A 25,442-nucleotide genomic window follows, 5' to 3' on the forward strand; every position below is an offset into this window, starting at 1 on the left:
TCCCGGCCGCACCCGCGGTTGACGGGCTTTTACCGGCCAACCGCCAACCGGCCCTGGCAGGCGGTAATTGCTCAGGCGCTGTCGGCCCGGGAATCCGCCTTCCTCCGGGGTCGGGCGACGGAGGGCTCTCCCATGATGCGGCGTCCCGGCGCCACATCGTCGAGCACCAGGGCGTGCGCACCGATGAGGGCGTCGTCGCCGATGGCCAGTGGCCCGAGGACGGTGGCATTCACACCGAGCGTGACACGGTCGCCGACTTCGGGGTGCCGCCGATCGCCGCTCGACCGCAGATTGTCCCGCCACCACCCCACGGCGCCCAGTGTCACCTGCTGATAGATGGTGACGTCGTCCCCCAGCACGGCCGTCTCACCGATGACCACGCCGGTGCCGTGGTCGATGAACAGCCGGCGGCCGATCCGCGCCCCCGGGTGGATCTCGATTCCGGTCAACACCCGTGCGCAGCTGGTCAGTACGCGGGCGGCTATCCGGTGCCGCCGGCCGTACAGCCGGTGCGCAACGCGGTGGATCCACACCGCGGGCAGCGTGGAGTGGAACACCGCTTCCGCCCGGGAGGCGATCGAGGGGTCGCGGGCCAACGTCGTGTCGATGTCTTCGAGCATCCGGGACAGTGGGCCGTCCCCGGTGCGCCGGCGGCCGAACGGAACAGTGGCCGATTTCGGAGTCCGGTCGGACTGCGACGGAAGCACGGCTCAGTTCCCCATGCTTTCTGCCTTCGCCCAGTCCTCCTTCGATCCGGAGTCCGCGAAGACCGTGACCACCGTGTCGTCGGGGCCGAGGTTCTTCGCCTTCTCGCGCGCGATCAGCCAGCTCGCGCCGGCCGAGGAACCGATCCTGGTGCCGGTCTCCTTCCAGAAGTCGTACATCGCCGTGAGCGCCTCGCCATGCGAGACCTGGGCGCTCTCGAACTCCGGGAGCAGCTTGTCCACGAAGGGCTGGCGCATTCCATAGGTCATCCCGCCGGCACCGGCGAACTTCGGCTTCGCGTTGGGGGGTTCGGGCGTCGCGTAGGGCAGTTCGGCCGGGGTTACGCCGATGACGGCGAGCCCGGGTGCCATGCCCCGCAGCGCCCGGGCCACGCCGGCGAGCATGCCGCCGCTGCCCACCGCCGCCACCACGGCACTGGGGCGGACACCGTCGAGCTGGCCTACGATCTCCCGGCCGGTGAAGAACTGGTGCGCGGCGACGTTCGCCATGTTCCGGTGCTGCGCGAGCAGCGTCCAGCTGGGGTCCTCCTCGGCGATCTCCGAGGCGCGCCGCATGATGGCGAGCGGAAACTCGGAGGCCGGCACCAGGTCGATGCCGGTTCCCCCCTCGGACAGATGGGTCAGCAGGCTCTGCGGTACGGAATCCGGCATCACGGCCCGTACGGGGATTCCGGTGACCTTGTTGAGACCCGTCAGCGCGCGGGCCATGTTGCCACCCGAGCAGTCCAAGACCTTTAACGGGCCGTCGCTGTCCACGTGTTCGTTGATGGCGCGGCAGAGCATGGAGTACGCGGGGCGGTCTTTGGCCGAGCCGGACGGGTTACGGAACTCGTACTTGGCCATGATCTTCGCCCCGCCGGGCGGACCCGGCACCTCGACGAGCGGCGTACCGCCCAGGGTGGCCCGGAATTCACGCAGCCCGGGATACTGCGCCAGCGCGGTGGTCTCGTCGACTGCCGCATCCAGCGGCTCGGTTACGGAAAGGTCGATCTGAGGCGGTTGTGTCGCCATCGGACTCACGGTCCCTTCGCTGATTGGCGGCCTGCGCGGCCGGTTCCGCGCTGTCTTCGCGCGATGCGCGCAATTGCTCGGCCGAGTCGATCGTCAGCGAGCCCGTGAGGAGTGTCAACGAAACCCGGGTGTTCAAGCACGCGACCCCAACGACCGTACGGAGAAGGCGAATCGGCGCCCGGAGCTCCGGTCCTGGGTACGGTTCGGCGGCGGTTCGGACGGTCTCCGGGTGAGGAGGTCCGGCCTCCCTTCGCCGGAGGGAGACCGGACCTCCTCGCCTAGGCCGGCTGGACGGCCGGGCGCCGTGTCTTGAGCAGCCACAGGGCCAGCAGTCCGCTCCCCAGCCCGACCGCGGCGGCGACCGCGAACACCGCGGACAGCCCGTTGGCGTACTCCGCATGCAGGTCGGCGCCCCCCTTGCCGGACGAGAACCGGTGGAACACGGAGCCGAGTACGGCGATGCCCAGCGCCAGGCCGAGCTGGCGCGCGCAGTTGGCCGCGGCGGAGGCCACTCCGCTCTGCGACTCGGGCGCGGCGGACATGGCGATGGCGGGCAACACGGGCGAGACGATTCCGGCCCCGATGCCGGTGAGGAGCAGTCCCGGTACCAGTGCCGGCCAGGAGGAGCCTGCGTCCACCGTCAGCATGAGGACGTTGCCCACGCCCACGGCCACCGTTCCGCCGCCGAGCGTCCAGTGCGAGGGGAGCCGGTGCAGTGCGCTGCCGACCACTGCGGAGGTGGCGAAGAACGCCACCGGCTGCACCGTGATGACCAGGGCCGTGGGCAGCGAGGTGAGCCCCACGCTGTCCTGCAACCAGATCGACATGACCGGCAGTGCCCCGAATCCGGCGAGGTAGTACCCCATGGCCGCGACCAGCGTTCCGTTGAACTCCCGCTTGCGGAACAGGTCCAGCGAGATCATCGGGTTGCTGCCGGCCCGCTCGACGAGGATGAACGCGATGAGCATCGCCAGGCCGAGGGCGAAGCCGAGCACCGCCGAGGTGGCCCCCCACCCCTGCTCTCCGCCGCGGATGATGCCGAAGGTGATGCCGATCGCCGCCAGGGTGAAGGTGACGATGCCCAGGTAGTCGATGCGGGTCGAGGTGCTGGTGTCGTCGATCAGCACCGCGGCGGACAGTGCCACCGTGATCAGGCAGACCGGCACGCCTCCGAGGAAGATCCACTGCCAGGACAGGAACTGCGTCAGGATCCCGCCGGCCACGTTGCCGATACCGGCGGCGGCACCGGCCACCGCGCCCCAGACAGCGAAGGCCACGCCCTTGTCGCGTCCGGTGTAGGTAAGCCCGATCAAGGGCAGCAGGGTCGAGAACATCGCGGCACCGGCCAGGCCCTGGACCGCTCGCGCGGCGATCAGCACCTCGACGTTGCCGGCCAGGCCGCAGGCGAGCGTGGAGAGACCGAAAATCCCGAGGCCGACCAGGTAGAGGCGTTTGCGCCCCAGGTTGTCGCCGAGTGAGCCCATGCCGAGCAACAGCCCTGCGAGGGCGAGGGTGTAGACGTCGACGATCCATTGCAGGGAGCCGAAGCTCGCGTGCAGGTCGTGGGCCATGCTGGGGAGTGCCACCGTCACGATCGTCGAGTAGACGAGCAGCATGAACGTTCCCAAGCAGGTGGCGGCTAACGGCAGCCATTTGCGCATGGATGTGCTTCCTTCCGGGGCCTGGAGCCTTCCGGGATCATGTTGCTGTAATACCCTTATGCATCAGAACCCTTACGGAGAAGATCCGGTCAGGCTCGTCCTGGACCTCGCTGCGAGGCCGCCGCGCTCCCCCGGGGAATTCGCCGAACGCTGTGTCGCCGCGGGCATGGTCATCGACCGCCCGGTGGGCGACGAGGACCTGGCGGAGATCCTGGAATTCATCCCGCGCTGGCTCGCGGTGGTCGATGCGGACACCCCCGAGCGGCGAGCGGCCCTGCTCAACGAGTTGCTGACGGCCTCGTCCGAGCACCCCCGGCTGACCGACCACGCCGACGGCGGCTGGCACATCCACTACCGCGCCGACGGCTTGGGCCTGGCCGGTGTGGTGCGGGCAGTGGTCAGTGTGGGTACCGCCCTGCATTTGACCGGCCGCGGCATGGAACGCCTCGGCCGTTGTGCCCTGACCGAGTGCGGCCGGGCGTACGGCGATTTCACACGGGGCGGTCAGCAGCGCTACTGCTCCCACGCCTGCGCGAACCGCGACGCCGTGCGCCGCTTCCGCGCCCGCCGGGCAGCGCGGAACCCATGAGGCCGGCGGCGAGGGGGGGACCGCCGGCCCCACGGTCCATCACAGTGGCAGTTACGGGGACTCGGCCGCTCCGTCCGCCCGGTCGGCCGTGACGACCGCGGCGAGCTTCGCCGGTGTCGGGTGCGACAGCAGTTCCCGCAGGGACACCGTCACGCCCCGCCCGTCCCGCATGCGGTTCACCATCTGGGTACCCAGCAGGGAGTGCCCGCCCAGTTCGAAGAAGTCGTCGTCGACCCCGATGCCTTCGAACCCGAGGAACTCCTCCCACAGCGCCACGATCCACTTCTCGGTGTCGTCGCGCGGAGCCGTGTAAGCGGACCTCAGTCCGGCGGGCCGCGTCGGGGGCTCCCCCGCTGCGCCTCCCTTCGCCTCCGCGGGCACCGGCCGTCCGTCGGCGGCCTGCGCGAGCGTGCCGGGCGCCCCGGCGCTCTGCTCCCCACTCGGCCCGATCCAGTGGCGCTCCCGCTGGAACGGGTAGCCGGGCAGCGCGGCCCTGCGCCGCGGCCCGTCGTGCAGCGCGGGCCAGCGCACCTCGCCGCCCGCCAGCCACAGGTCCCCGATCCCGAGGAGCAGCGTCTCCATGTCGTCGCCCGCCTCGCCGGGGCGGCGCATCGTGCGAACGGTGGAGATCCCCCGCCGTCCGGCCAGGGTCGCCCTGGCCAAGGTGGACAACGTGGTGCCGGGCCCTACCTCGACCAGCGCGGTACGGCCCTTGGACGCCGCGGTACGGACCGCATCCGCGAAGCGCACCGGTCGGCGGGCGTGACCGCCCCAGTACGCGGGGTCCGTGGCCTGCTCGGAGGTGATCGGCTCCCCCGTCACCCCGGAGACGAAGGGCCGCTCGCACGGAGCGAGGGCGACGCCGCGCACCGCCTCGGTCAGCGGGCCGACCACCGGGTCCATCATCGCCGAGTGGAAGGCGTGCGACGTGTGCAGACGCCGCGCGGCCACCCCTGCCCCGGCCAGTGCCCGCTCCAGCGTGGCCACGCGCTCCTCGGGTCCGGCGGCCACGCACAGGGCCGGGGCATTGACCGCGGCGACGGAGACTCCTGGTGGCAGCAGCGGTGCCACCGCCTCCTCGGAGGCCTCGATCGACAGCATCGTGCCCGGCGGCTGCTCCCGCATCAGGCGTCCGCGCAGCGCGACCAGGTGCAGCGCGTCCTCCAGCGGCAACACCCCGGCCACGCATGCGGCGGTGAACTCGCCGACGCTGTGGCCCACCATGTCGTCCGGCTCCACGCCCCAGCGCAACAGCAGCCGCGCGAGCGCGTACTCGGTGGCGAACAGCGCGGGCTGCGCCACCTCCGTCGACGTGAGCCGCGCGGCCTGGGCGGCCGTGCCGTACAGCACGTCGCGAAGGTCGAGGCCGAGATCGGCACGGAGCAGCCGGGCCGAGCGGTCGATGTCGGCTGCGAAGCCCGGGTCCGCCGTGTACAGGCCGTGGCTCATCCCGGGGAACTGTGTCCCCTGCCCCGGGAACAGGAACACCGTGCGCGGCCGGCCGGTGCCCGCGTCCCCCTGGCGTGTGCGGTCGGGCTCCGCGCCGGCAAGGAGCGACGCCGCTCGCGCCGGGTCGGCCGGCACCAGGACCGCGCGGCGATGGCGCATCGGCCGCCGGCCGGTCTGAAGGGTGTACGCGGCATCGGCGACGTCCGGGGCGTCCGGCCCGGCGAACCGCCCGGCCAGCCGGTCGGTCGCCGCCTCCAGTGCTTGCGGCGTCTTGGCGGAGAGCAGGAGGAGCTGCGGCCGGTCCGTGGTCCTGCCGTCGCCCGCCGGCCCCGCGGCCGGGGCCTCTTCGAGGACCACATGGGCGTTGGTGCCACCGATGCCGAAGGAGCTGACGCCGATGCGGCGCGGGGCATCGCCCGGCTCCCACGCGACCCGTCGGGTGTTCACACGAAACGGCGTCGTGTCGAAGTCGATCCGCGGGTTGGGCGTGCGGAAGTGCAGACTGGGCGCCAATTCGCGGTGCTGCAGCTGAAGTACGGCCTTGATCAGACTCGCTATGCCGGCCGCGGACTCCAGGTGACCGATGTTGGACTTCACCGAGCCGAGTGCGCAGTAGCCGGTGTCCTCGGTGAAGTGCCGGTGGGCGCGGGTCAGCGCGTTGACCTCGATGGGGTCGCCTATGGGGGTGGCGGTGCCGTGCGCCTCGACGGCGGTGACGGTCCGGGCGTCCACGCCGCCGGTGCGCAGCGCCTGGAGGATCACCTGCTCCTGTCCGGTGACGCCGGGCGAGGTGTAACCGACCTTGTCCGAGCCGTCGTTGTTGACCGCGGAGCCCCTGAGCACGGCCAGAACCCGGTCGCCCTCGGCCACCGCGTCCGTCAGCCGCTTCAGGACGACCACGCCCACGCCGCTGCCGAAAACGGTGCCCCGGGCCTCGGAGTCGAAGGGGCGGCAGTGCCCGTCCGGCGAATAGATGAGACCGCGCTCGTAGCGGTACCCCACCCGGTGCGGCACCCGCACGCACACGCCGCCGGCGAGGGCGACATCGCAGGCCCCGGCGCGCAGCGTCTGCGCGGCCTCGTGCACCGCGACCAGCGAGGTGGAGCAGGCCGTCTGCACCGACAACGCGGGCCCGGTGAAACCGAGTTGATGGGCGGTGCGGGTCGCCAGGTAGTCCTTGTCGTTGTGGATCTGCAGTTCGAAGACGGCCGAGTCGAGCACGATCCGGCGGCCTCCGAGCAGGTTCGACATCAGGTACGCGGGCATGTTGGCACCCGCGAAGACCCCTCCGGAGCGCACTGCCTCCGGGGCGATGCCGGCGTGTTCCAGGGCGTGCCAGGCGCACTCCAGGAAAAGGCGCTGCTGCGGGTCCAGGAGTGCTGCCTCACGCGCGCTGAAGCCGAAGAACCGTGCGTCGAAGAGGTCCACACCGTCCAGGAGCGGGGCGGCCCGTACGTACTCCGGCCGCTCGAACTCCTCCCGCTCGATGCCTTCGGCGAGCAGGTCCCGCTCCGCGAGCCGGGTGACGGACTCCACGCCGTCGCGCAGATTGCGCCAGTAGGCGTCGATGTCCTCGGCGCCGGGAAAGCGCCCCGCCATTCCGACGATCGCGACGGCGCCGGCATCCGGGTCCGCGGTGAAGCCGTCGTCGTGCAGGGTCATTCGACGATCCCGGACTGACCGGCGGGGGTGAGAGCGTGCCTGCTGATGTCGTACGCGGTGGTCCCGTCAAGGGCGAGATCGGCGCAGATCTTCCCCCACAGAGGCGTGAACTTGAAGCCCCAGCCCGCCACGGACACCACGACGTTCTCGCCGCCTTCCACCAGCGCACCGGCGTCACCGAGGAAGAACTGCCGGGCGGGATTCCTGGGCAGCATCGCCAGGCAGGTGGAAAGCTCGGTCGGTCGCGGATCGGCCCACGGCATGTGCGCCGCGGCCCAGTCGGTCACCCGCTCCACCGGCCGCGGGGCCGGCACTCCCTTCGCGTCGTCGGCGTGGTCCAGCGCGTCGACCTCGAACACCGGGCCGAGCCGGATGTCGTCGCTGGTCGACCAGGGGTTGGGCGGGAAGCCGTAGAAGAGGTTGGTGTCCTCTTCCGTGGGTTGCTGGAAGGCGAACCAGAACGGCCTGCCGGGCTCGGCCCGGCGCTGGTGGAGGGTGACCAGCGGCAGCTCGTACATACCCACGCTCAGCGGTGAACCCCACGCTCCCAGGACGTCGTTGGCGTGGGCGCCGTTCGCGAGGACGACTCTGTCCGCGCGGTACGTGCGCTCCTGTGTCCGTACGGTGACGCCGGCCGGGTCCGGGTCCACGGCCAGCACCCGCTCGTTTCCGCGGAGCACGGCACCGTGCTGCTGGGACAGTTGGAAGACCGCGCCGATCGTGCCGCGTACGTCGATGGCACCGCCGTCCCGCTGGAGAAAGCCCTCGTAGTGGCTCGGGAGGCCGGTGAAGCCGTAGCGGCGCTCGATCTCCGCGGCCGTCAGCCACTCGTAGGGCACGTCCAGCGCCTCCATGGCGCGCGCGGTCCCGGAGATCTGTCCCTCGTTGGTCTCCACCTCGGTGTCGCCGAACCACAAGCTGCCCACCTCGTGCAGCAGCTTACGGCCGGTCAGCGACTCCAGCTCCCGCCACATCGGCAGGGCCTCAAGGGTCAGCGCGAAGATGTCCCGCTCGGTGTACTGGAGACGCCAGTGCCGCTCGGCTCCGCTCGTTCCGCCCCGCTCGTTCATGAAGCCGTACCGCTCCAGGACGAGCACCTTGCGTCCGCCGCGCCGGGCGGCCTGCCATGCCGTGGACAGGCCGATCGGCCCGCCGCCGATCACGATCAGGTCGTAGTGCTGGTTGCTCTCGCTCATGTGCATCACTCATTTCTTCACGTAAAGAGGGCGAGCCCTGGGGCACGGGAATCGGCGAAGAGGTCAGGGAGCGGGCCGCGCGATCAGTTCGGCAACCGCGGCCACGGTTTCGACAAGCCGTTCACGGGGGTAGAAGTGGCCGCCGTCGAACACTCGGTGCGTGAATTCGGCCCGGGTGAACGCCGACCACTCGGCTACGTCCTGGGGCGTCACCGCCGGGTCGTCCGCTCCGCAGAAAGCACTCACGGGGAGGTCCAGCGCCGGGGCCTGGGCACCGAACCGGCATGACTCCACCACCTGGTAGTCGTTGCGCACGACCGACACGATCAGCTGCACCAGCTCCGGGTTCTCACGCACGCTCTCCGGGACGCCGCCCAGCCGCACGAGTTCGTCGAGGACCCCGCTGTCGTCGTGACGAAGAAGGTCGCCGGCGTGGATCCGGGGCGGGGCGTACTGGCTGGAGACGATCAGCCGGTCCGGCGTCGGGAAGCCCGACTCCTCCCACCTGCGGGTGATCTCGTACCCCACCGCGGCCCCCATGCTGTGGCCGAAGAAGGTGAACGGCAGGTCCAGCAACGGGGCGAGCTCGGTGGCAAGCAGGCCGGCGAGCTCGTCCATGTCGTCGATCAGCGGAGCGCCGATGCGCTCCTCGCGCCCGGGGTACTGGACCGCCAACAGGTCGACATCCGGCGGGAGTACGTCCCGCCAGGGGCGGTAGAAGGAGGCGCCGCCACCGGCGTACGGGAAACAGACGAGCTGGTGGCGTGGCGGTGAGGCACCGGCGGCTTGCTTGATCAGCGGAGTCGTCCGCACCGGATACATGGATTCACCTCGTGACGGTGTGCGGGGAGTGCGGGGGACCTGCGGCAGATGCGGGCCGCGCCGGGCGAGTTCACTGCGCCCCGGCCGCGAGCCGGCCGGCGATGTCCTCTCGCAGGGCCTTCTTGTCGATCTTCCCGATGCCGGTCAGCGGCAGGGCATCCACGACCTCCAGCCGCTCGGGAAACTTGAATGCGGCCAGGCCCTGCTGCTCCAGGAACCGGCGCAGCTCCCTCAGCCCGACCGTCCCCTGACCGTCGAGGACGGCGTAGAGGCACACCGCCTCGCCGTAGAGTTCGTGCGGCATGGCCACCCCGGCCGCCTGGGCGATCCGCGGGTGGCGCTGTGCCATGGCCTCCAGCTCCTCCGCGGAGATCTTCTCGCCGCCGCGGTTGATGGAGTCCCGTACCCGCCCCTCCAGTACGACGTTGCCGTCGTGGCTCACGCGCACCAGGTCGCCGGTGCGGTAGAACCCGTCGGGCGTGAACGCCGCAGCGGTGGCCTCGGGATTGCGGTAGTAGCCGGCCACGGTGTAAGGGCCGCGGGTCAGCAGCTCGCCCATCTCCCCGCGGGCCACCGGCCTGCCGGCGGCGTCGACGACCCGGAGCTCGTCCGCCGTACTGGCCGGGCTGCCCTGGGTGGTGTGGATGACCTCGGCGGAGTCGTCGAGGCGGGTGAAGCACAGCAGTCCCTCGCTCATGCCGTAGCACTGCTGGAGTGTGGCTCCCAGCTCGGTGCGGACACGGGCGGCCACCGCGGATCCGGGCCGGGCGCCGCCGACCTGGATGACGTGCAGGCTGCTCAGATCGGCTTCGGAGTCCGGCGCGGCGGCCAGCCATTGGAGCAGCAGGGTCGGCACGAGGGTGCAGTGGGTCACCCGCTCCCGCTGGATCAACTCGAAGGCGGCACGAGGGCTGTTGGGGTTCGCGAGAACGACCCGGCCGCCCGCGATGAGCGTGCCGAGCACCCCCGGGCAGTTCATGACGAATCCGTGGGCGGCGGGCATGACCGCCAGATTGACCGACTGTGAGGTGATTCCTGCAATACCGACAGCGGTACGGATCATGTAGCCGTACCCCTCGTGGGCCCGCGGGATGGCCTTCGGCAGTCCGGTGGTGCCGCCGGAGAGGAGGAAGACGGCGGCGTCCTGCGGCGTGGCACCGGGCGTGGCCGCATCGGCGCGGCGGGCCTGCGACGCCGCGCCGCCCGGCTCGGGCCGGCACAACTGGGTCAGGTCCGTCTCGCCCTCGGCGAGCCGTTCCGCTCCCCGTACGAGCAGGTGGCGCAGGCCGGCGTGGCGGTCCCGCAACGTGCGGGCCAGCCCGAGCCGGTCGACACGGCGGGTTCCGGAGTCCACGGCGAGGGCGACGGGCCGGGTGACCGACACGATGTGGTTCAGCTCGTGTTCCCGGAACGCCGGCAGGATCAGCACCGGCGGCGCCCCGACGTGCAGCAGCGCCAGCACCAGGACGACGTACTCCAGGCAGTTGGACAGCTGGACGCAGACCCGGTCGCCCGGGGCGATGCCCTGGGCGCGCAGCCGGCCCGCCGCCTCGTATACCGCCCGCGCCAGTTCCGCGTACGTCATCCGGCGGTCGCCGTCGACGACGGCACACCGATCCGGCTGGGCGCGGCAACGGTCGAGCACGAGGTCGCTCACCAGCTCCTGCCGCCACAGCCCCGCGTCGCGGTATGCCGCGGCACGGTCGGCGGCGACGGTGACCACCTCCGGGTCCAGCGCGGTGGTCTCGCGCACCGGCGCCGTCATGATCCGCTCCGCTGCTCGGCGATGAGCTCGGCCAACCGTCCCAGCGTGTAGTCGTCCTGGTCCCACAGGTCGACCGTCACGCCGAACCGCTGCTTGAGCGCGAGTTGCAGCTCGGTCGTCTCCACCGAGCTGAGCCCGAGCTCGGCACGGAGCCTCCAATCCGCGGTGGCTTCCACCAACTCGGCCTCGTCAAAACCGATTTCGGACAGTGTTTCGGTCACCGTGCTCAGCGGACCGACTGTCTCTTGAGTCGACAAGGGGAAATACCTCCAACATCCGTTGTCATCCGGGGTACAAGGCCGCCTGACGGTTCCAGGGGTGCGCGGGTGTCCGGGACGGTGCCGTCCGGCCCTCGGGGTCAGGACTCCGGGGCGCGTCCGGCCATCTCGCAGGCGAACTCCTGCCATATACGTGCGCACTCGCCCGCGATGTCCGCCACCGTCCTGGCGCAGTGCGGCGGGACCCCGCCAACGAGGGCCTGCCAATGGGCGAGCGGGATCTCGTGAGAGCTGAGCAGCCGGAGCAGAGCACGCCCCATGTCGGTGGAGCGCAGCGCGGGGTCCTGCTTCAGGGGTCGCAGCCGCTCCGGCAACGACGGGCGCCGCACGTCCGGGGCGGTGCGCCGGGACGACGCCCCGGCACGGTGATCTCCGGTCCCGTCGCCGTCGCGGCCGGCACCGCCGGAGCCGTCCATGCCGCCTGCTCCGCCCTGGATGCGCCATGAGACGACCGGCGTGCGAGGAGCAGCGCCGGCCGCCCGATGTGCCCCGTAGCGGGATGCGGGCACGGGATCCTGGCCGTTCTCCAGCCGTTTGCGCACGTCCTGGGCGGTGCCCAGGGATATCCCCGCGGCTCTGGCGATCTCCCGCAGCGAAGCGCTCGGCCGCTCGCCGATCAACCTGCTGGCGTGGATCCGTCCTTCGGTCACGCTGGACGGGTGCGTCCGGCCGTCCCGGCCCAGCCTGCCCGCGTCGTTCAACCGAGGATTTTCCTCGGCTGAACGACGCCGGATGACGCCCACTGTCTTGGGCGACAACCCCGACACCTCGCCGATCGACCGGTCCGACCACTGCGGGTATGCGCGCAGAATGCGGGCGGCTGCCGCCTTCCGTGCCGCGAGCGGCAGCGGCAGTCCGTGTCCGACGTTCGAGCGGACCGCCAGGACGAAGCACTCCTCCTCAGTGCCCTCGAAGAACTCCGCGCGGATCTCCGCACCACCGCGCAGCAGTTCGGCCTGCACCCGGTGCACCCCGTCGAGCACACGCATCGTCGGATGGTGCACCACGATGGGCGGCAGCAGCGAGGCGTCCAGCATGGCCAGCGCCCTGACGTGCTCCGGATCCTGTCCGCTGCGCAGCGGACAGGACATGTCCAGTGCGCTGATCGGCACCGTGACGGCCCGGCCCGGCCGCGCGGCGCCGAGGCCGGGAACGGCCTGCGGTGCCCGTAAGACCGTCTCGACAGTCATCCCACCACTCACGTTCATCCTGGGCCGTCAGCCGGCCGCCAGTGCGGCACCCGGCGTGGGCGCGGCCGTCCCCTCCGCCATGGCCTGGACCTCGGCGAGCGACTCGTCCAGCGCCTCGACGAGGTAGTCCACCTGCGAGGGCCGCAACCCGGGATGGCAGGGAAGGTTGAGGTGCTGGTCGAACCACATGCTCTCGGCGACCGGGCACTCGCCGCGGCCGTGGCCGCGGTGCCGCCACTCCGGGGTCAGGTGCTGCGGGAAGTAGCGCAGCTGGATCTCCACCCCCCGTCGGTCCAGGGCCAGCAGCAGCTGGTCGCGCAGACCGCGGCTGTCCGCGAAACAGGTGTAGAGGTGATAGGCGTGCGTGCTGTGCGCGGGGGCCTGCTGGGGCCGTACCCATGCGTAACGGCGCAGCACCGCATCGAGCCGGGCCGCGACCGAACGGCGGGTCCCCTGGAGGGTGTCCAGCCTGCCCAGCTGCGTCAGGCCGACGGCCGCCGCGGCCTCGGACATCGTGGCGTTGGTGCCGGCCCGCCGGATGCGGGTGACCCGGTCGCTGTACACCGCGGCGGAGTACTTCATCCACGGCAGCACGAGCGGCTCGTCGGGGTCGATCCGCTCTTCCGGCTCGAACTCCGCGTCGACGTCGTTGCCGCGCAGCCGTTCCAGACGCACGGCCCAGTCGTCACGGTCAAAGGTGACCATGCCGCCCTCGCCGAGCGTGGTGATGTTCTTGGCGTTCTGAAAGCTGAAGCAGCCGACGTCGGCCAGCGAACCCGGCCGGCGCCCGCGGTAGTCGGCACCCAGCGCGTGCGCGCAGTCCTCGACGACGAGGATTCCGTGGCGGCGGGCGACCGCCATGATCTCGTCCATCTCGGCCGGGCAGCCGCCGTAGTGCACCAGCACCAGGGCCTTGGTACGCGGGGTGATCAGCGCCTCGACCGCGGCCGGGGCGATGTTGAGCGTCGTCGGGTCGATGTCACAGAAGCGGACCGTCACCTCACGGTCCAGCAATGGCATCACGGTGGCCTGATAGGTCTGGGGGGTCGCGATGACCTCGTCGCCGGGCTCCAGGTCGAGAAGCTGGATAGCCAGCTCCAGTGCGACGGTTCCGCTGGTGGCCGTCATCGCGTACCGGGCGCCGACGAGTTGGGCGAAGGCTCGCTCGAAGCGGTTGCGCCAGCCCCCCATCGACAGCGGGTCCTCGCCCTGCACCAGTTCGGCGAGCGTCGCCACTTCGGCCTCGCCCAGTAAACTGCCCCGTTTTGCACAGGGCACTACGTAGCTCCTGTCCAACATGCGTCCCATCAAACCCGGGCGCTCCGCACGGCATAAGGACCGGCAGCGGTCAGATCGGTCAGGACATGGTCAGAATGGTCAGTCTTGATGCTGACCACTGGATGCTGACGTCGGTACGCCGGTCAGCGGTCGGCGCGCCCCTGCTCCACCGGCGCGGAGGAAGGCGCCTGCCGGAGTACGGGGACGGCCGGCGGGCGCGGATCAGGAGCCGTGCACGACCGCCCCCCTCCTCTCAACTCGCCCATCCCGCCGCGCAGTTGGCCGGCGGTGTACTCGCTGCCGCGCTCCGCGCACGGCCGCAGCGGCGGCCGGGGTGCTCTCCGACGCAGCCGGCCGGCGTCAGATTTTCAGTTCGTGGGTTGCCAGCCAGCTGTTGAGCTGCACCATGAATTCCAGCCCGGTACGGGACGGCCAGCCGTTCGTCTCTTGTCGACGGGCACCGTGCTGTCGGATGCCGGCGTGGTCGACAAGGGAATGCACCGGTGCACTGGGGTCGGCGGCCAGCCGATCGAATTCGGCGCGCAGCGCGGCATCGTAGCGCGGGTCGTGGCTTATCGGGTACGCGCTTTTCTTGCGTTTCACGATGCTGGTGGGGAGCAGATCGCGGGACGCCGCCCGCAACAGACTCTTTTCCCTTCCGTCGAAGGACTTCATCGACCATGGCACGTTGAAGGTGTATTCGACGAGCCGGTGATCGCAGAACGGCACGCGCACTTCGAGGCCGACCGCCATGCTCATCCGGTCCTTCCGGTCGAGCAGGAAGGGCACGAAGCGGGTGATACTGAGATAACTGACCTCCCGAATTCGCCGCTCCGTCGCGTCTTCACCGGGCAGTACCGGCACTTCGGCCAGCGCTTCGGCATAACGCTGAGCCCGATAGCCTTCGATATCCAGCTCGGCGATCAACCCTGGATCCAGCAGCCCGGAAAGCATGGGCATCAGGTCGTATCCGGCAGCCACCCAAGGGAAGTTGTTCGTGTCGCGCAGCTCGGGAGCATGGAACCACACATAGCCCCCGAACAGTTCGTCGGCCGCCTCTCCGGACAGGGCCACCGTCGACCGTTCGCGGATCGCCCGGAACAAGAGGTACAGCGAGGCGTAGCCGTCACCGAGCAGCGCGGCGGGCGAATCGTACGCCTTCGGCACCATGGCGCGGGTTCGCGGGTCGGCGAGTTCTTCCAAGCTGAGCACCAGATTGGTGTGATCGGCGGCCACGTGGCCGGCCATCTCGGCGGCGAACGGGGCATCCGGGGAATTATGCACCACGTTCGCAGCGAAATCCCGCTCGTTCCCTGCGAAGTCGACGGAGAACGAACGGACCGGCCCGCCTCCGCGTTGGGCGAGCGAACGGGAGGCAAGGGCAGTCACCGCACTGGAATCCAGCCCACCGGAAAGCAGTGTGCACAGCGGCACGTCGGCGATGAGTTGACGCTCGATGATGTCTTCGAGCAACTCGCGCACCGTACGCACGGTGGTGTCCACATCGTCGGTGTGCTCACGCGCCTCAAGCGCCCAATAGCGCTGGATACGCAACCCCGCCCGGCCGAGGCGGAGCAGGTGGCCGGGGCGAAGTTCCTTCATGCCATGGAATATCGCGTGTTCCGGGGTCTTGACACCAGCCAACAGTTCGCGCAGCCCTTCTCGGTCCACGATCGGGCGTACCTCAGGATGCGCGAGAATCGTTTTGGCCTCGGAGCCGAACAGCAGCCCGCGCCCTGTTGGGTAGTAGTACAGCGGTTTGACACCGAGCCGGTCGCGCACGAGCACCAGCTCCTCGCTGCGGGCGTCCCAGATCCCGAACGCGAACATCCCGTTCAGCTTGTCCGCTACGGCCGCACCCCATTGCAGATAGGCGTGCAGGACGACCTCGGTATCGCTTTCGGTGTGGAAGCGGTGTCCGAGCGCGCGCAACTCCGTGCGCAACTCACGGTAGTTGTACACCTCGCCGCTGTAGGTGACGGCCACCAGCGTGCGGCCGTCCTGCTCGACGGTCATCGGCTGGACGCCGCCCTCCAGATCGATCACGGCAAGGCGCCGGTGGCCGAAGCCGATATGGGTGCCTGTCCAGTACCCCTGCGCATCCGGCCCCCGGCAGGCCATGGTGTCGGCCATGTCCCGCAGCACACCCTGCGCGCCGCTCATGTCGCGCTCGAAGTCCACCCAGCCGGTTATGCCACACATGAAATCCTCACTCTCCTCGATTCGAGTCGGGCCGGCCAACGCGTTCCGAAAACCGCGCACGTGAACGCGTCGACTCGCCCAAGAACAGCAGAGAAGCCTTCTTCCGTCCGGAAACCAATTGCTCGAAGACCGCGGGGACTGCATGGCGAGCAGCCGGATCCACATCGCAGAATTTCACTGTGCCGCAGTGGTCAGGCAAGGGCTGGACAGTGCCCCGACAGGGCTGCCGGGCAGCGACCACCTCGCTCCGTCACCAGGTGACCGGGAATTCATGGATACCATAGATGTCCGCATCGCACTTGAAGGGTAAATCACCGGTCGGAACCGCGGAGCGCAATGTGGGGATACGCCGGAGCAGAGTCGAGTAGACAATTTCCAGCTCCATCCGTGCAAGATTTTGCCCGAGGCATTGGTGCGCCCCGAAACCGAACGCCAGTTGGTGACGGGCGCCGCGCTGCAAATCCAGGTCGTTGCCGTCAGGAAAAACCACGGGATCACGGTTGGCTACATTACAGAGCGCGACAAGGACATCTCCTGCTTTGATCAGGGAGCCGCCGAGTTCAACGTCCTCGGTGGCCACGCGCGTAGGAATGAATTCGGCAATGGTGAAGTAGCGCAGCAACTCTTCCACGGCGACCGGAATTTTCCTCGGATCCGCGCGCAGGGCCGCCGCGTCATCCGGGCGGTCGATCAAGACCATGGCGCCGAGTGAGATCATGTTCGCGGTGGTCTCGTGCCCGGCGACCAACAGCAGGAACGCCATGCGCACCAAATCTTCGTGCCGGTATGTGCCCGCTTCGCGCAATTTTACGATCTGGCGCCCGAGTAGATCGTCGGTTGGCTCGGCCTCTTTCTTGGTGATGAGGTCGCTGAGAAATGCAAGGAGTTCATCGAGTGCACGCAGACGCTCCTCGGCCGAAGCACCGCGCAACAAGAGCTTATGGGAGCGGGTCTGGAAAAACTCGTGACCTTCGTAGGGCACACCGAGTTGCTCGCAGATCACCAAGGAGGGCACCGGCAGTGAAAACGCGCTGACCAGATCCACCGGTTTCGGACCGGCCAGCATCGCGTCAATGCAGCCATCCACGATTTGCTGAATGCGGGGCTGCAATGACTTCATGCGTTTCAGGGTGAATTCACTGGTCACCGCACGGCGGACGTCCCGGTGTTCCGCCCCGTCCATGGAAATCATGGTGCGACGGAAATTACCCGGCTGCCCGTCGACCTGGAACGGGAATCCCTGCTTTTCCCGGTCGGCACTGAATCGCATGTCGGTGAGCATGGTGCGGATGTCGGCGTGGCTGCTCACCGCCCAGACCGGCGCATCGGGCGTCAAGGTCGTCAAGGTGACCTTGACCGGGCGACCCTGTTGCTGAAATTCGATGTGTTGAGCGTTCGGGGAACAAGGGCAACGGCGGGCGATTTCCAGTTCTTGAACGGACGCTGTCGAGGCACTTTCCGCAGTGGTCACGAGCTTCCCCTTCTCGGGTACGTCGAGAGACACCATGCTGAGAACTCAGGGTTGGCCGGCCGGCTCACCATGGCCCTGCCACGGCCGGGCGAGCGTGATCAGAGCTACCGCAGCGAGGAGAACGAAGCCCAGTACCACGACGGCCGTCGACATGGCGGTGGTGTTGCCCAGAACGCCGGGTAGAGGTGCGGCCACGGCGCCGAGCACGAACTGAGCGCCTCCGAGCATGCCGGAAGCGGCTCCGGGGGCGTCGCTACCGACCGCGAGGATGATGGTGGTCGACGCGGGCAGCAGCAGTCCGAACCCGAACGTGAAGCCGAACAGGCAGGCCCACGTGGTCGGGAACGTACTGATGCCGATGACGAGCAGCGTCGCCAGCGTGATCAGGGAGGCTACGGTGATGACCACGCCGATGGCGAGCAGGGAGTTGAGGCGTACACGCCCGGCCAGCCACCCGAACATCGCACCGGCCGCCACGGTGCCGACGGCGTTCGTGGCGAAGACGAGGCCGTAGCCGATGGGCGACAAGCCGTAGACGCCTTGGAAGACGAAGGGTGAGCCGCTGATGTAGGCGAACAGGGCGGCCAGTCCGCACCCCATGACGAAGAGGTAGCCGACCATCTCGCGACGCCGGAGCAGTCCGCCCATCGCGGCGAGCGCAGCCCGCAGACCACCTGCCCTGCGCCGTTCGACGGGGAGCGATTCGGGAACCCACGCCCAGATCGCGGTCACCAACAACAGCCCGGTCACGGCCAGCGCCACGAAAACCAGACGCCACGAGCCGACACCGAGTATGAGGCCCCCGACCACCGGTGCCAGGACCGGCGCGGTCGACCCGATCACGCTCAGCGTGGTGAGTTGGCGCGCCGCTCGGGTGCCGGTCGACTGGTCGCTGATGACCGCCCGTCCGATGACGATTCCCGCGCTGCCGGCGATCCCTTGCAGCAGTCGGGCGACGTCGAACACGGCGATGGACGGGGCGAGCGCGCAGACCAGGGAGAACACGGTGAACATGCCGGAACCGGCCAGGAGCAGGCGTCGTCGCCCCACCGCGTCGCTGACCGGGCCGAGCACGATCTGACCGACGGCGAGCCCGAAGAGGCAGGCTGTCAGGGACAGTTGTACGGACGTTCTCGAAGTTCCCAACGAGGTGACGATCTCAGGGAAGCCGGGCGCGTACATGTCGATGGCGAACGGCGACACCGCCGAGAGTCCGCCAAGGACGATGACGAGTCGCCCCGTTCCGGTCCGAGGGGGCGCGGAATCGATGCTGACGGTCATCGGTCTCCATCCGAGGAATTCTGTAGTGGGCGACGTGGGCGATGCCGACGTTCCGATGCGCGGGACCGAAGTCGATCAGCGTCGCGACCAGGTACTGCCCGATGACGACCGCGGTTCGCCGAGGCGTGGAACATCCGGGTGGCGGGTGCGCCGGCGCCGCCGCACAGCGACACCGCCCCGTCCCCGGCCCGCACCAGCCGGGTCCCCCTCGCCATGCGGTCGCCCACTGACCGAGCCGCGCCTCCCGGACACGGCAGGCCGCACGCGTATGAGCAGGACGAACCCCCACGGTGCCGGCGGACGAGGGCGGACGGGGGCATCGGGCGCCTTCCTGACGACGTGACGGCCGCGGCCGGTGCGACCGCTGCTCCACATCGTCGGTGCCGGGGCCGCGCCGCAGTGTGGAGCGACCGGCCCGGGAATGTGGAGCGCGGTGCTTGCCCCGTCGGGTGTCAGGAGTGCACCCGCCTGAACCGGGCGGGGGTGATGCCCCGGTCGCGCCGGAAGGCATAGCCGAAATTGCTGGCCGAGGCGTAGCCGACCTCGTGCCCGATCCGGGCCACCGGCCAGTCGGTCTCGACGAGCAGCGCCGCGGCCCGGTCGAGGCAGCGACGCCGGTGGTACTCCATCACCGATGTCCCGTACAGCTCGCGGAACCCGGTGGCGAGACGCCGGACCGACATCGACGACGCGCGGGCCAGATCTGGCAGCGTCGGCGGTGTGTGGCGTTCCCGCCACAGCAACTCGGGAACACGGCGCAACGCGGCCACCTCGTGGTCGTCCAGGGCGAGGTCCGGTCCGTCCGCGGCCGGCCCGTTGACCGTGAGCCCGTCGATCAATGCGGCCAGCGCCGCCACGAACCGCGATTCCATGAACAGCAGGCGCCCCGGGGACGAGCGCCGGTGCAGGAAGATCTCCTCCAGCGGACCGGCGACCGGGCGCAATGCGGCGGACCGGCCCAGGTACCGCTGGCGCGCGACGTCGTCCGGTCCGACGGCCGGCAGGACTCCCGCGCCGAGACCGCCGAGGTACGACCCCAGCCCGGTCCAGGTCCCGCTGATCGACACCGCCCGGTACCGCTCGCCGTCGCCGTGCGCGATGACACCGTCCGTGGCGCACTGCGGGCTCAGCGACACCGAGCGGGCGTGCAGTTCGCCGGCGCCGGTCCGGGACTCGCTGATGTGCATGCGTCCGTCGACGCAGTGCTCCAGCTCGAAGTGGTCGCCCGTGAAGGCGTATCGGACCCGGTGCCCTCCGGCGAAGGCGACGTCGTAGCGGACGATGTGGAACCCGCTGCGCAATGACGTCACCTCGATCGTGCCGTCGCCGACCTCTGGACGGAGCCGGTACCGGACGGTGCCGTCACGGCTCCGGTCGGCCTGGGCGATCGACTCGTAGTACGCCGCGTACGTCGCGTCCAACGCGGTGGAACCGGCCACGCCGGCGAGCTGGTGAACTCGTGTCACAACTACTTAGGTTAGCCTTCCCTCAACTCCTGGACATGTTCTTGAACATCGCTGAACATCGGTGCGCGGCACGCGCGCCCGTCGACATCGCTGCACGGGCCTCGACCATGTATGCGCCCCGGCCCCCGCCCCCGCCACTGCTCCTGACGCCGTCTCCGGCCCATGGTCGCGCAACGCGTACGCCGGGCGTCGTTCGCCCGACCGCACCGCGCCTCGCCCCGTGGACGTTCGGCCGGGTCAACGGGCGTCTTCCGTGGCGTGGACCCCGAGGCGGAGGGAGGGCCGGGCGCGGTGTCACTTCCCAGTCGGCTGCGGTATGCACGCATCGAGAGCGGGAAGAAGGCCGCGACGATCTCACGGACCCTCACGAGCGCATCCCCTTGTTCAGGTAGGCGAGTACGGCCGGCACCCGGCGGTGGCCGCTGTCGCTCGGCGGCAGGTCCGGCTTCAGGGCAGCTCCACTTCGGTCACCGCCGGCCCCCTGCCGTCATCTGCGCGGTTCCTCCGGGGCGAGGACGACGAATTCCGCACCGGCGGGGTCCGTGCAGACGGCCATCCGGCCGACGCCCTCGGCGGTGTGCGGACCCATGTGCACGGCGCCGCCGTGGTCCTTGACGAGGGTGGCCGTCGCATCGCAGTCGGCGGAGCCGAACACCGGGTGCCAGTACGGTGTTCCGCCGTCCCGGAACATCTCCGGGACCTCCATCAGGCCGCCGTGCATCCGCTCCTCACCGCAGCCGGCGGGCGTGAGCAGGGTGTAGGTGCCTCCCTGGCCGCCGGGGAGCGGCACGTCCTGGGCCGACCAGCCGAACACGCTGCCGTAGAAGCGGCGGGCGGCGGCCCCGTCGGTGGTGTACAGCTCGGTCCAGCTCAACTGGCCGGGGCCGTCCGCCGCTTCGAAGCCCGGATACGCCGCGGGCTGCCAGACGGCGAACCGTGCGCCCTGCGGGTCGGTGAACCGGGCGTAGTGCCCGTCGCCGGCGCCGACCGCGGTGGGCGGGGTGTGCACCTCGCCGCCCGCCTGCCGGACCGTCTCGGCGGTGGCCGCCGCGTCGGAGGTGTGGAAGTAGACCGTCCAGGCGGGGCGGTCGCCCTCCTCGGGGAGCGGGCCGACCGCGGCGACGGCCTTCCCGCCGAGCCGGAAGAGGGTGTACCCGCCCTCCTCCTGGTCGCCGTACGCCGCGGACTCCCAACCGAGGACCGCGCCGTAGAAGGCGGTCGCGGCACGGACATCGGGAGCGCCCAGATCAAGCCAGCACGGCGAGCCGGGGACGAAGTCGGTAGTGATCATGGTGATCGCCTTTCGAGGATGTTCGGATGCTCGGATGCGCCGTGGAAACGCTCCCCGGCGCACACGGATCTCTCCGTGCCTTCAGCGTGACACCCACCACTGACACTCGCCCGCCGGCGGGCAACTGGTCCCCGGCACACCCCCGTTCGCGCCCGCTACGGCGCAGGTCACGCCCGCGCCACCCCGTCGGCCGTCCGGTACAGCTCCTTCGCGATGATCGAGCGCTGGACCTCCGTGGCGCCCTCGTAGATGCGCGGGGCGCGCACCTCCCGGTAGAGGTGCTCCAGCAGATGGCCGCGGCGCAGCGCCCGCGCGCCGTGGATCTGGACGGCCGCGTCGACGACGTACTGCGCGGTCTCGGTGGCCAGCAGTTTGGCCATCGCCGAGCGGCGCGCGATGTCCGGGGCACCGGCGTCGTAGGCCGACGCGGCGGCGTAGACCAGGAGGCGGGCGGACTCGACGCGGGTGGCCATCTCGGCGAGCTGGTGGCCGACGGACTGGAGGTCGCGGAGCGGTCCGCCGAACGCGGTGCGCGCACCGGCGTGCGCCAGCGCGGCGTCCAGCGCGGCCTGCGCCATGCCGACGGCGAACGCGCCCACGCTCGGCCGGAAGAGGTTGAGGGTGCGCATCGCGACCCCGAACCCGCCGCCCACCTCGCCGAGCACATCGTCCTCGGTGACCGGGACCCCGTCGAAGACCAGCGTGCCGATGGGGTGCGGGCTGAGCATGTCCAGGTGCTCGCCCGTCAGGCCCGGCCGGTCGGCGGGGACCAGGAAGGCGGTGATGCCGCGGGCGCCGGCCGCGCCGCCGGTACGGGCGAAGACGGTGGCGAAGTCGGCCTCGGGGGCGTTGGAGATCCAGCACTTCTCGCCGGTCAGCCGCCAGCCGCCGGGGCCGTCGGGTGCCGCGGCCAGGGCCAGTGCGGCGGCGTCCGAGCCGGCGCCCGGCTCGCTCAGCGCGAAGGCGGCGACCGCCCGCCCCGCGGTGACCTCCGGCAGCCAGCGGGCGCGCTGGGCCGCGGTGCCGGACTGCACGACCGGGTAGGCCCCCAGCCCCTGGAGCGCCAGCGCGGTCTCCGCCTCCGTGCACTCCTGGGCGAGGGATTCCCGCAGCAGGCACAGCTCCAGCGCGCGCAGGTCCCCGCCGGCGGGGAAGAGGCGGCGCAGCAGGCCCAGTTCGCCGAGCGCGGCGACCAGCGGGCGGTTGACCCGGCCCGGCTCCCCCTTCTCCGCCAGCGGGCGCAGCCGTTCGGCGGTGTCGGCGCGCAGCCGGGCGCACCATTCCTGTTCGTCCGGTCCCAGCGCGAATGCGGTCACGAGCGGCTCCCCTGGTAGCGGTACCGGTGGCGGCGGTCGGTCCGATGGTCGTCGACGGCGATACCGGGGCGCGGCCGGATGCCGCGGACGGTTATCGCGATCTGTTGACTGCCGTCACGAACACGTTACGCTGACGACCGATCCGTACGGCAGTCCCCGACCCGTCCCCGCCCGCTGACCTTCCCGGCGGGACCGGCCCCGGCAGCGGCCCAGGCACGGCCGTTCCGGCCCGCTCCCCGCCCCTCCTCCACCCCTCTCCCGGCCGCCCGTCGGCCACCCGGCCCAAGGGGGCGCACCCCGCATGGAGCTACGGACCTCGGCCCACACCGACACCTTCGCGCGCGACCGGCTGCCGCCGCCCGGGCAGTGGCCGCACCTCACCGACCTGGGCTATCCCGACCGGCTGAACTGCGGTGCGGAACTGCTCGACGGCACCATCGCGCGGCTGGGCCCGGACCGGCCCGCGGTCCGCGACGCGACCGGCGCCGCGTGGTCGTACGGGCAGCTGCGCGACCGGGTCGACGCCCTCGCGCACGCGCTCAGCGGCCCGCTGGGCGTCCGGCCGGGCAACCGGGTGCTGCTGCGCGGTCCGACCTCGCCCTGGCTGGCCGCGTGCTGGCTCGCGGTGATGAAGGCGGGCGCGGTGGCGGTGACCGTCCTGGCGGCGCAGCGGCCGGACGAACTCGCCACCATCTGCCGGATCGCGCAGGTCGGCCATGCGCTGTGCGATGCGCGGTCTGTGGACGACCTGGTGCGGGCGGGGGTACCGGGGCTGCGGATCACCGAGTTCGGCGGGGACGGTCCGGACGATCTGCGGCAGCTGGCGCGGCCGGGCGGCGCGCCCTACGAGGCGGTGGCGACCGCCGCCGACGACGTCGCGCTGATCGCCTTCACCTCGGGCACCACCGGCCGCCCCAAGGGGTGCATGCACTTCCACCGCGATGTGCTCGCCATCGCGGACACCTTCTCGGCCCAGGTGCTGCGGCCGGAACCGGACGACGTGTTCGCCGGCAGCCCGCCGCTCGGCTTCACCTTCGGGCTCGGCGGTCTGGTCATCTTCCCCTTACGGGCCGGCGCCTCGGCCTATCTGGCGGACTGGGGCGGGCCGGAGCGGCTACTCGGCGACATCGCCGAGCACCGCATCTCGGTCCTGTTCACCGCGCCCACCGCCTACCGGGCGATGCTGCCCGCACTCGACGGGCACGACGTCTCGTCGCTGCGCCGGTGCGTGTCGGCGGGCGAGAACCTGCCCACCGCGACCTGGCAGTCCTGGTACGACGCGACGGGCCTGCGGATCATCAACGGGATCGGCGCCACGGAACTGCTGCACATCTTCCTGTCCGCCGCCGACGACGCGATCCGGCCGGGGACGACGGGGCTGCCGGTGCCGGGCTTCGAGGCCCGGGTGGTGGGCGCCGACGGCATACCGCTGCCGGACGGCGAACCGGGACTCCTCGCCGTCCGGGGGCCGACCGGCTGCCGCTACCTGGCCGACGACCGGCAGCAGGAGTACGTACGGGACGGCTGGAACCTCACCGGCGACACCTATGTCCGGGAGAGCGACGGCTACTTCCGCTATGTGGCCCGCGCGGACGACATGATCATCTCGGCCGGCTACAACATCGCGGGCCCCGAGGTGGAGGACGCGCTGCTGCGGCACCCGGACGTCACCGAGGCGGCCGTGGTGGGGCGGCCCGACGAGGAGCGCGGCCAGGTCGCCGTCGCCCATGTCGTCCTGCGCGCCGGCGTCCCCTCGGGGGACGAGACCGTTGCCGCGTTGCGGGCGTTCGTCAAGAGCCGCATCGCGCCCTACAAATGCCCGCGCGTCTTCGTCTTCCACGCCTCGCTGCCGCGCACCCCCACCGGCAAGCTCCAGCGCTTCCGGCTCCGCGAAGCCGATCTAGAGTGACCCGGTGAGCGACCAGCAAGCGCAGCACACCCCACGGTCCCTGATCGTCACGTTCTACGGCGCCTACGGGCGCGGCGGCCCGGACCGTTCAAGCGGCGTACCCGGGCCGGTGCCGGTGGCGGCGCTGATCCGGCTGCTCGGCGCGCTCGGGGTGGACCCGCCGTCGGTGCGCTCCGCCGTCTCCCGGCTCAAGCGCCGGGGGCTGCTCGTCGCGGGGCGCACCGCCGCCGGCGCCGCCGCGTACGGGCTCTCCGACGACGCCCGGCAGCTGCTGGAGGACGGCGACCGGCGGATATTCGGCCGGCCGGCCGCCCGGCTGTCCGACGGCTGGGTACTGGCCGTGTTCTCGGTCCCCGAGGAGGAGCGGCACAAGCGGCACCTGCTGCGCTCCCGGCTGTCCCGGCTGGGCTTCGGCACCGCGGCACCGGGTGTGTGGATCGCCCCGGCGCACCTCTACGAGGAGACCCGGCACACCCTGGAGCGGCTGGAACTCGCCCCGTACGTGGACCTGTTCACCGGCGCCCACGCCGGTTTCGCGCCCACCGCGCAGGCCGTGGCGCGCTGGTGGGACCTGGACGCCATCGCCGCGCGGCACCGCGCGTTCCTGGCGGAGCATGAACCGGTGCTGGCGCGCTGGGCGCGGCGGCGGTCGGTTCCCCCCGAAGCGGCCTACCGCGACTACCTGCTGGCGCTGGACGCCTGGCGCCGCCTCCCGTACGAGGACCCCGGGCTGCCCTCTCCCCTCCTGCCGGCGGACTGGCCGGGCGGCCGGGCGGCCGAGGTCTTCGGCCGGCTGGACGCCAAGTTGCGGGCGGCGGGCGCCCGTTACGCGCGTGAGGCGACGGCCGGGCCCCACCGCGCCCAGGGAACCGTCTGACCG

Annotated in this window: 19 protein-coding genes; 3 read left to right on the plus strand and 16 right to left on the minus strand. The window is 70.8% G+C overall.

The annotated features are described in order from the left end of the window. Positions 1–71 precede the first annotated feature (71 nt). The 3 genes from epsC to IEZ17_RS04420 all read right to left on the minus strand — a co-directional run bounded on the left by epsC (position 72) and on the right by IEZ17_RS04420 (position 3,397). On the minus strand, positions 72–620 hold the full coding sequence (gene epsC / locus IEZ17_RS04410) for a serine O-acetyltransferase EpsC (RefSeq protein ID WP_189296558.1): 549 nt from the start codon (positions 618–620) through the stop codon (positions 72–74). Positions 621–710: 90 nt separating this feature from the next. Further along, on the minus strand, positions 711–1,736 hold the full coding sequence (locus IEZ17_RS04415; RefSeq protein ID WP_189296560.1) for a PLP-dependent cysteine synthase family protein: 1,026 nt from the start codon (positions 1,734–1,736) through the stop codon (positions 711–713). Positions 1,737–2,014: 278 nt separating this feature from the next. Beyond that, on the minus strand, positions 2,015–3,397 hold the full coding sequence (locus tag IEZ17_RS04420; protein ID WP_189296562.1) for an MFS transporter: 1,383 nt from the start codon (positions 3,395–3,397) through the stop codon (positions 2,015–2,017). A 58-nt stretch (positions 3,398–3,455) separates the two neighbouring features. Here IEZ17_RS04420 and IEZ17_RS04425 point away from each other — a divergent pair, with 58 nt between their 5' ends. Then, entirely contained in the window at positions 3,456–3,986 is a 531-nt protein-coding gene (locus IEZ17_RS04425; protein ID WP_189296564.1) for a CGNR zinc finger domain-containing protein, read from the plus strand. Positions 3,987–4,037: 51 nt separating this feature from the next. Here IEZ17_RS04425 and IEZ17_RS04430 read toward each other — a convergent pair whose 3' ends face one another. From IEZ17_RS04430 to IEZ17_RS04490, 13 genes are all read right to left on the minus strand, one after another. Further along, the gene (locus IEZ17_RS04430; RefSeq protein WP_189296566.1) at positions 4,038–7,097 is read right to left on the minus strand and encodes a type I polyketide synthase; all 3,060 of its coding nucleotides are present in this window, start codon (positions 7,095–7,097) and stop codon (positions 4,038–4,040) included. Then, a complete protein-coding gene (locus IEZ17_RS04435; protein WP_189296568.1) occupies positions 7,094–8,293 on the minus strand; it encodes an FAD-dependent oxidoreductase in 1,200 nt (399 codons plus the stop codon). Before IEZ17_RS04435 ends, IEZ17_RS04430 begins: the two co-directional genes overlap by 4 nt. A 63-nt stretch (positions 8,294–8,356) precedes the next feature. Further along, entirely contained in the window at positions 8,357–9,115 is a 759-nt protein-coding gene (locus IEZ17_RS04440) for a thioesterase II family protein (RefSeq protein ID WP_189296570.1), read from the minus strand. Between the two features lie 70 nt (positions 9,116–9,185). Further along, on the minus strand, positions 9,186–10,880 hold the full coding sequence (locus IEZ17_RS04445; RefSeq protein WP_189296573.1) for a (2,3-dihydroxybenzoyl)adenylate synthase: 1,695 nt from the start codon (positions 10,878–10,880) through the stop codon (positions 9,186–9,188). Beyond that, complete coding sequence (locus IEZ17_RS42000) at positions 10,877–11,101, minus strand: acyl carrier protein (RefSeq protein ID WP_229851843.1); 225 nt, start codon at positions 11,099–11,101, stop codon at positions 10,877–10,879. The genes IEZ17_RS04445 and IEZ17_RS42000 overlap by 4 nt, the downstream gene beginning before the upstream one ends. 137 nt (positions 11,102–11,238) lie before the next feature. Then, positions 11,239–12,348: a ParB/RepB/Spo0J family partition protein gene (locus tag IEZ17_RS04455; RefSeq protein ID WP_189296577.1), complete on the minus strand. Its 1,110-nt coding sequence runs from the start codon at positions 12,346–12,348 to the stop codon at positions 11,239–11,241. 27 nt (positions 12,349–12,375) lie between these two features. After that, positions 12,376–13,647 (minus strand): DegT/DnrJ/EryC1/StrS family aminotransferase, encoded by a 1,272-nt coding sequence (locus IEZ17_RS04460; RefSeq protein ID WP_189296579.1) that lies wholly within the window; start codon positions 13,645–13,647, stop codon positions 12,376–12,378. Between the two features lie 339 nt (positions 13,648–13,986). Further along, a complete protein-coding gene (gene asnB, locus IEZ17_RS04465) occupies positions 13,987–15,828 on the minus strand; it encodes an asparagine synthase (glutamine-hydrolyzing) (RefSeq protein WP_189296581.1) in 1,842 nt (613 codons plus the stop codon). 250 nt (positions 15,829–16,078) lie between these two features. After that, complete coding sequence (locus IEZ17_RS04470) at positions 16,079–17,299, minus strand: cytochrome P450 (RefSeq protein WP_229851844.1); 1,221 nt, start codon at positions 17,297–17,299, stop codon at positions 16,079–16,081. A gap of 45 nt (positions 17,300–17,344) precedes the next feature. After that, positions 17,345–18,580, minus strand: a complete 1,236-nt coding sequence (locus IEZ17_RS04475; protein ID WP_189296585.1) for a multidrug effflux MFS transporter — start codon at positions 18,578–18,580, stop codon at positions 17,345–17,347. A gap of 452 nt (positions 18,581–19,032) precedes the next feature. After that, complete coding sequence (locus tag IEZ17_RS04480) at positions 19,033–20,046, minus strand: helix-turn-helix transcriptional regulator (protein ID WP_189296587.1); 1,014 nt, start codon at positions 20,044–20,046, stop codon at positions 19,033–19,035. 487 nt (positions 20,047–20,533) lie between these two features. Next, entirely contained in the window at positions 20,534–21,337 is an 804-nt protein-coding gene (locus IEZ17_RS04485) for a VOC family protein (RefSeq protein ID WP_189296589.1), read from the minus strand. Positions 21,338–21,504: 167 nt separating this feature from the next. Next, entirely contained in the window at positions 21,505–22,653 is a 1,149-nt protein-coding gene (locus tag IEZ17_RS04490; protein ID WP_189296591.1) for an acyl-CoA dehydrogenase family protein, read from the minus strand. A gap of 301 nt (positions 22,654–22,954) precedes the next feature. Here IEZ17_RS04490 and IEZ17_RS04495 point away from each other — a divergent pair, with 301 nt between their 5' ends. Both IEZ17_RS04495 and IEZ17_RS04500 read left to right on the plus strand, forming a co-directional pair. Beyond that, positions 22,955–24,562, plus strand: a complete 1,608-nt coding sequence (locus tag IEZ17_RS04495) for an AMP-binding protein (protein ID WP_189296593.1) — start codon at positions 22,955–22,957, stop codon at positions 24,560–24,562. 4 nt (positions 24,563–24,566) lie between these two features. Then, entirely contained in the window at positions 24,567–25,439 is an 873-nt protein-coding gene (locus IEZ17_RS04500; protein WP_189296595.1) for a PaaX family transcriptional regulator, read from the plus strand. Positions 25,440–25,442 lie beyond the last annotated feature (3 nt).

Origin of the sequence: Streptomyces albospinus, from assembly GCF_014648695.1 — a bacterium.
GTDB classification, from domain to species: domain Bacteria; phylum Actinomycetota; class Actinomycetes; order Streptomycetales; family Streptomycetaceae; genus Streptomyces; species Streptomyces albospinus.

Coding starts and splice junctions, on each gene's coding strand:
- IEZ17_RS04430 (WP_189296566.1), bottom strand. CDS start 7,097: ATGACCCTGCACGACGACGGCTTCACCGCGGACCCGGATGCCGGCGCC.
- IEZ17_RS04495 (WP_189296593.1), top strand. CDS start 22,955: ATGGAGCTACGGACCTCGGCCCACACCGACACCTTCGCGCGCGACCGG.
- epsC (WP_189296558.1), bottom strand. CDS start 620: ATGCTCGAAGACATCGACACGACGTTGGCCCGCGACCCCTCGATCGCC.
- asnB (WP_189296581.1), bottom strand. CDS start 15,828: ATGTGTGGCATAACCGGCTGGGTGGACTTCGAGCGCGACATGAGCGGC.
- IEZ17_RS04425 (WP_189296564.1), top strand. CDS start 3,456: ATGCATCAGAACCCTTACGGAGAAGATCCGGTCAGGCTCGTCCTGGAC.
- IEZ17_RS04475 (WP_189296585.1), bottom strand. CDS start 18,580: ATGACCGTCAGCATCGATTCCGCGCCCCCTCGGACCGGAACGGGGCGA.
- IEZ17_RS04415 (WP_189296560.1), bottom strand. CDS start 1,736: ATGGCGACACAACCGCCTCAGATCGACCTTTCCGTAACCGAGCCGCTG.
- IEZ17_RS04420 (WP_189296562.1), bottom strand. CDS start 3,397: ATGCGCAAATGGCTGCCGTTAGCCGCCACCTGCTTGGGAACGTTCATG.
- IEZ17_RS04445 (WP_189296573.1), bottom strand. CDS start 10,880: ATGACGGCGCCGGTGCGCGAGACCACCGCGCTGGACCCGGAGGTGGTC.
- IEZ17_RS04455 (WP_189296577.1), bottom strand. CDS start 12,348: ATGACTGTCGAGACGGTCTTACGGGCACCGCAGGCCGTTCCCGGCCTC.
- IEZ17_RS04460 (WP_189296579.1), bottom strand. CDS start 13,647: ATGTTGGACAGGAGCTACGTAGTGCCCTGTGCAAAACGGGGCAGTTTA.
- IEZ17_RS04485 (WP_189296589.1), bottom strand. CDS start 21,337: ATGATCACTACCGACTTCGTCCCCGGCTCGCCGTGCTGGCTTGATCTG.
- IEZ17_RS04440 (WP_189296570.1), bottom strand. CDS start 9,115: ATGTATCCGGTGCGGACGACTCCGCTGATCAAGCAAGCCGCCGGTGCC.
- IEZ17_RS04435 (WP_189296568.1), bottom strand. CDS start 8,293: ATGAGCGAGAGCAACCAGCACTACGACCTGATCGTGATCGGCGGCGGG.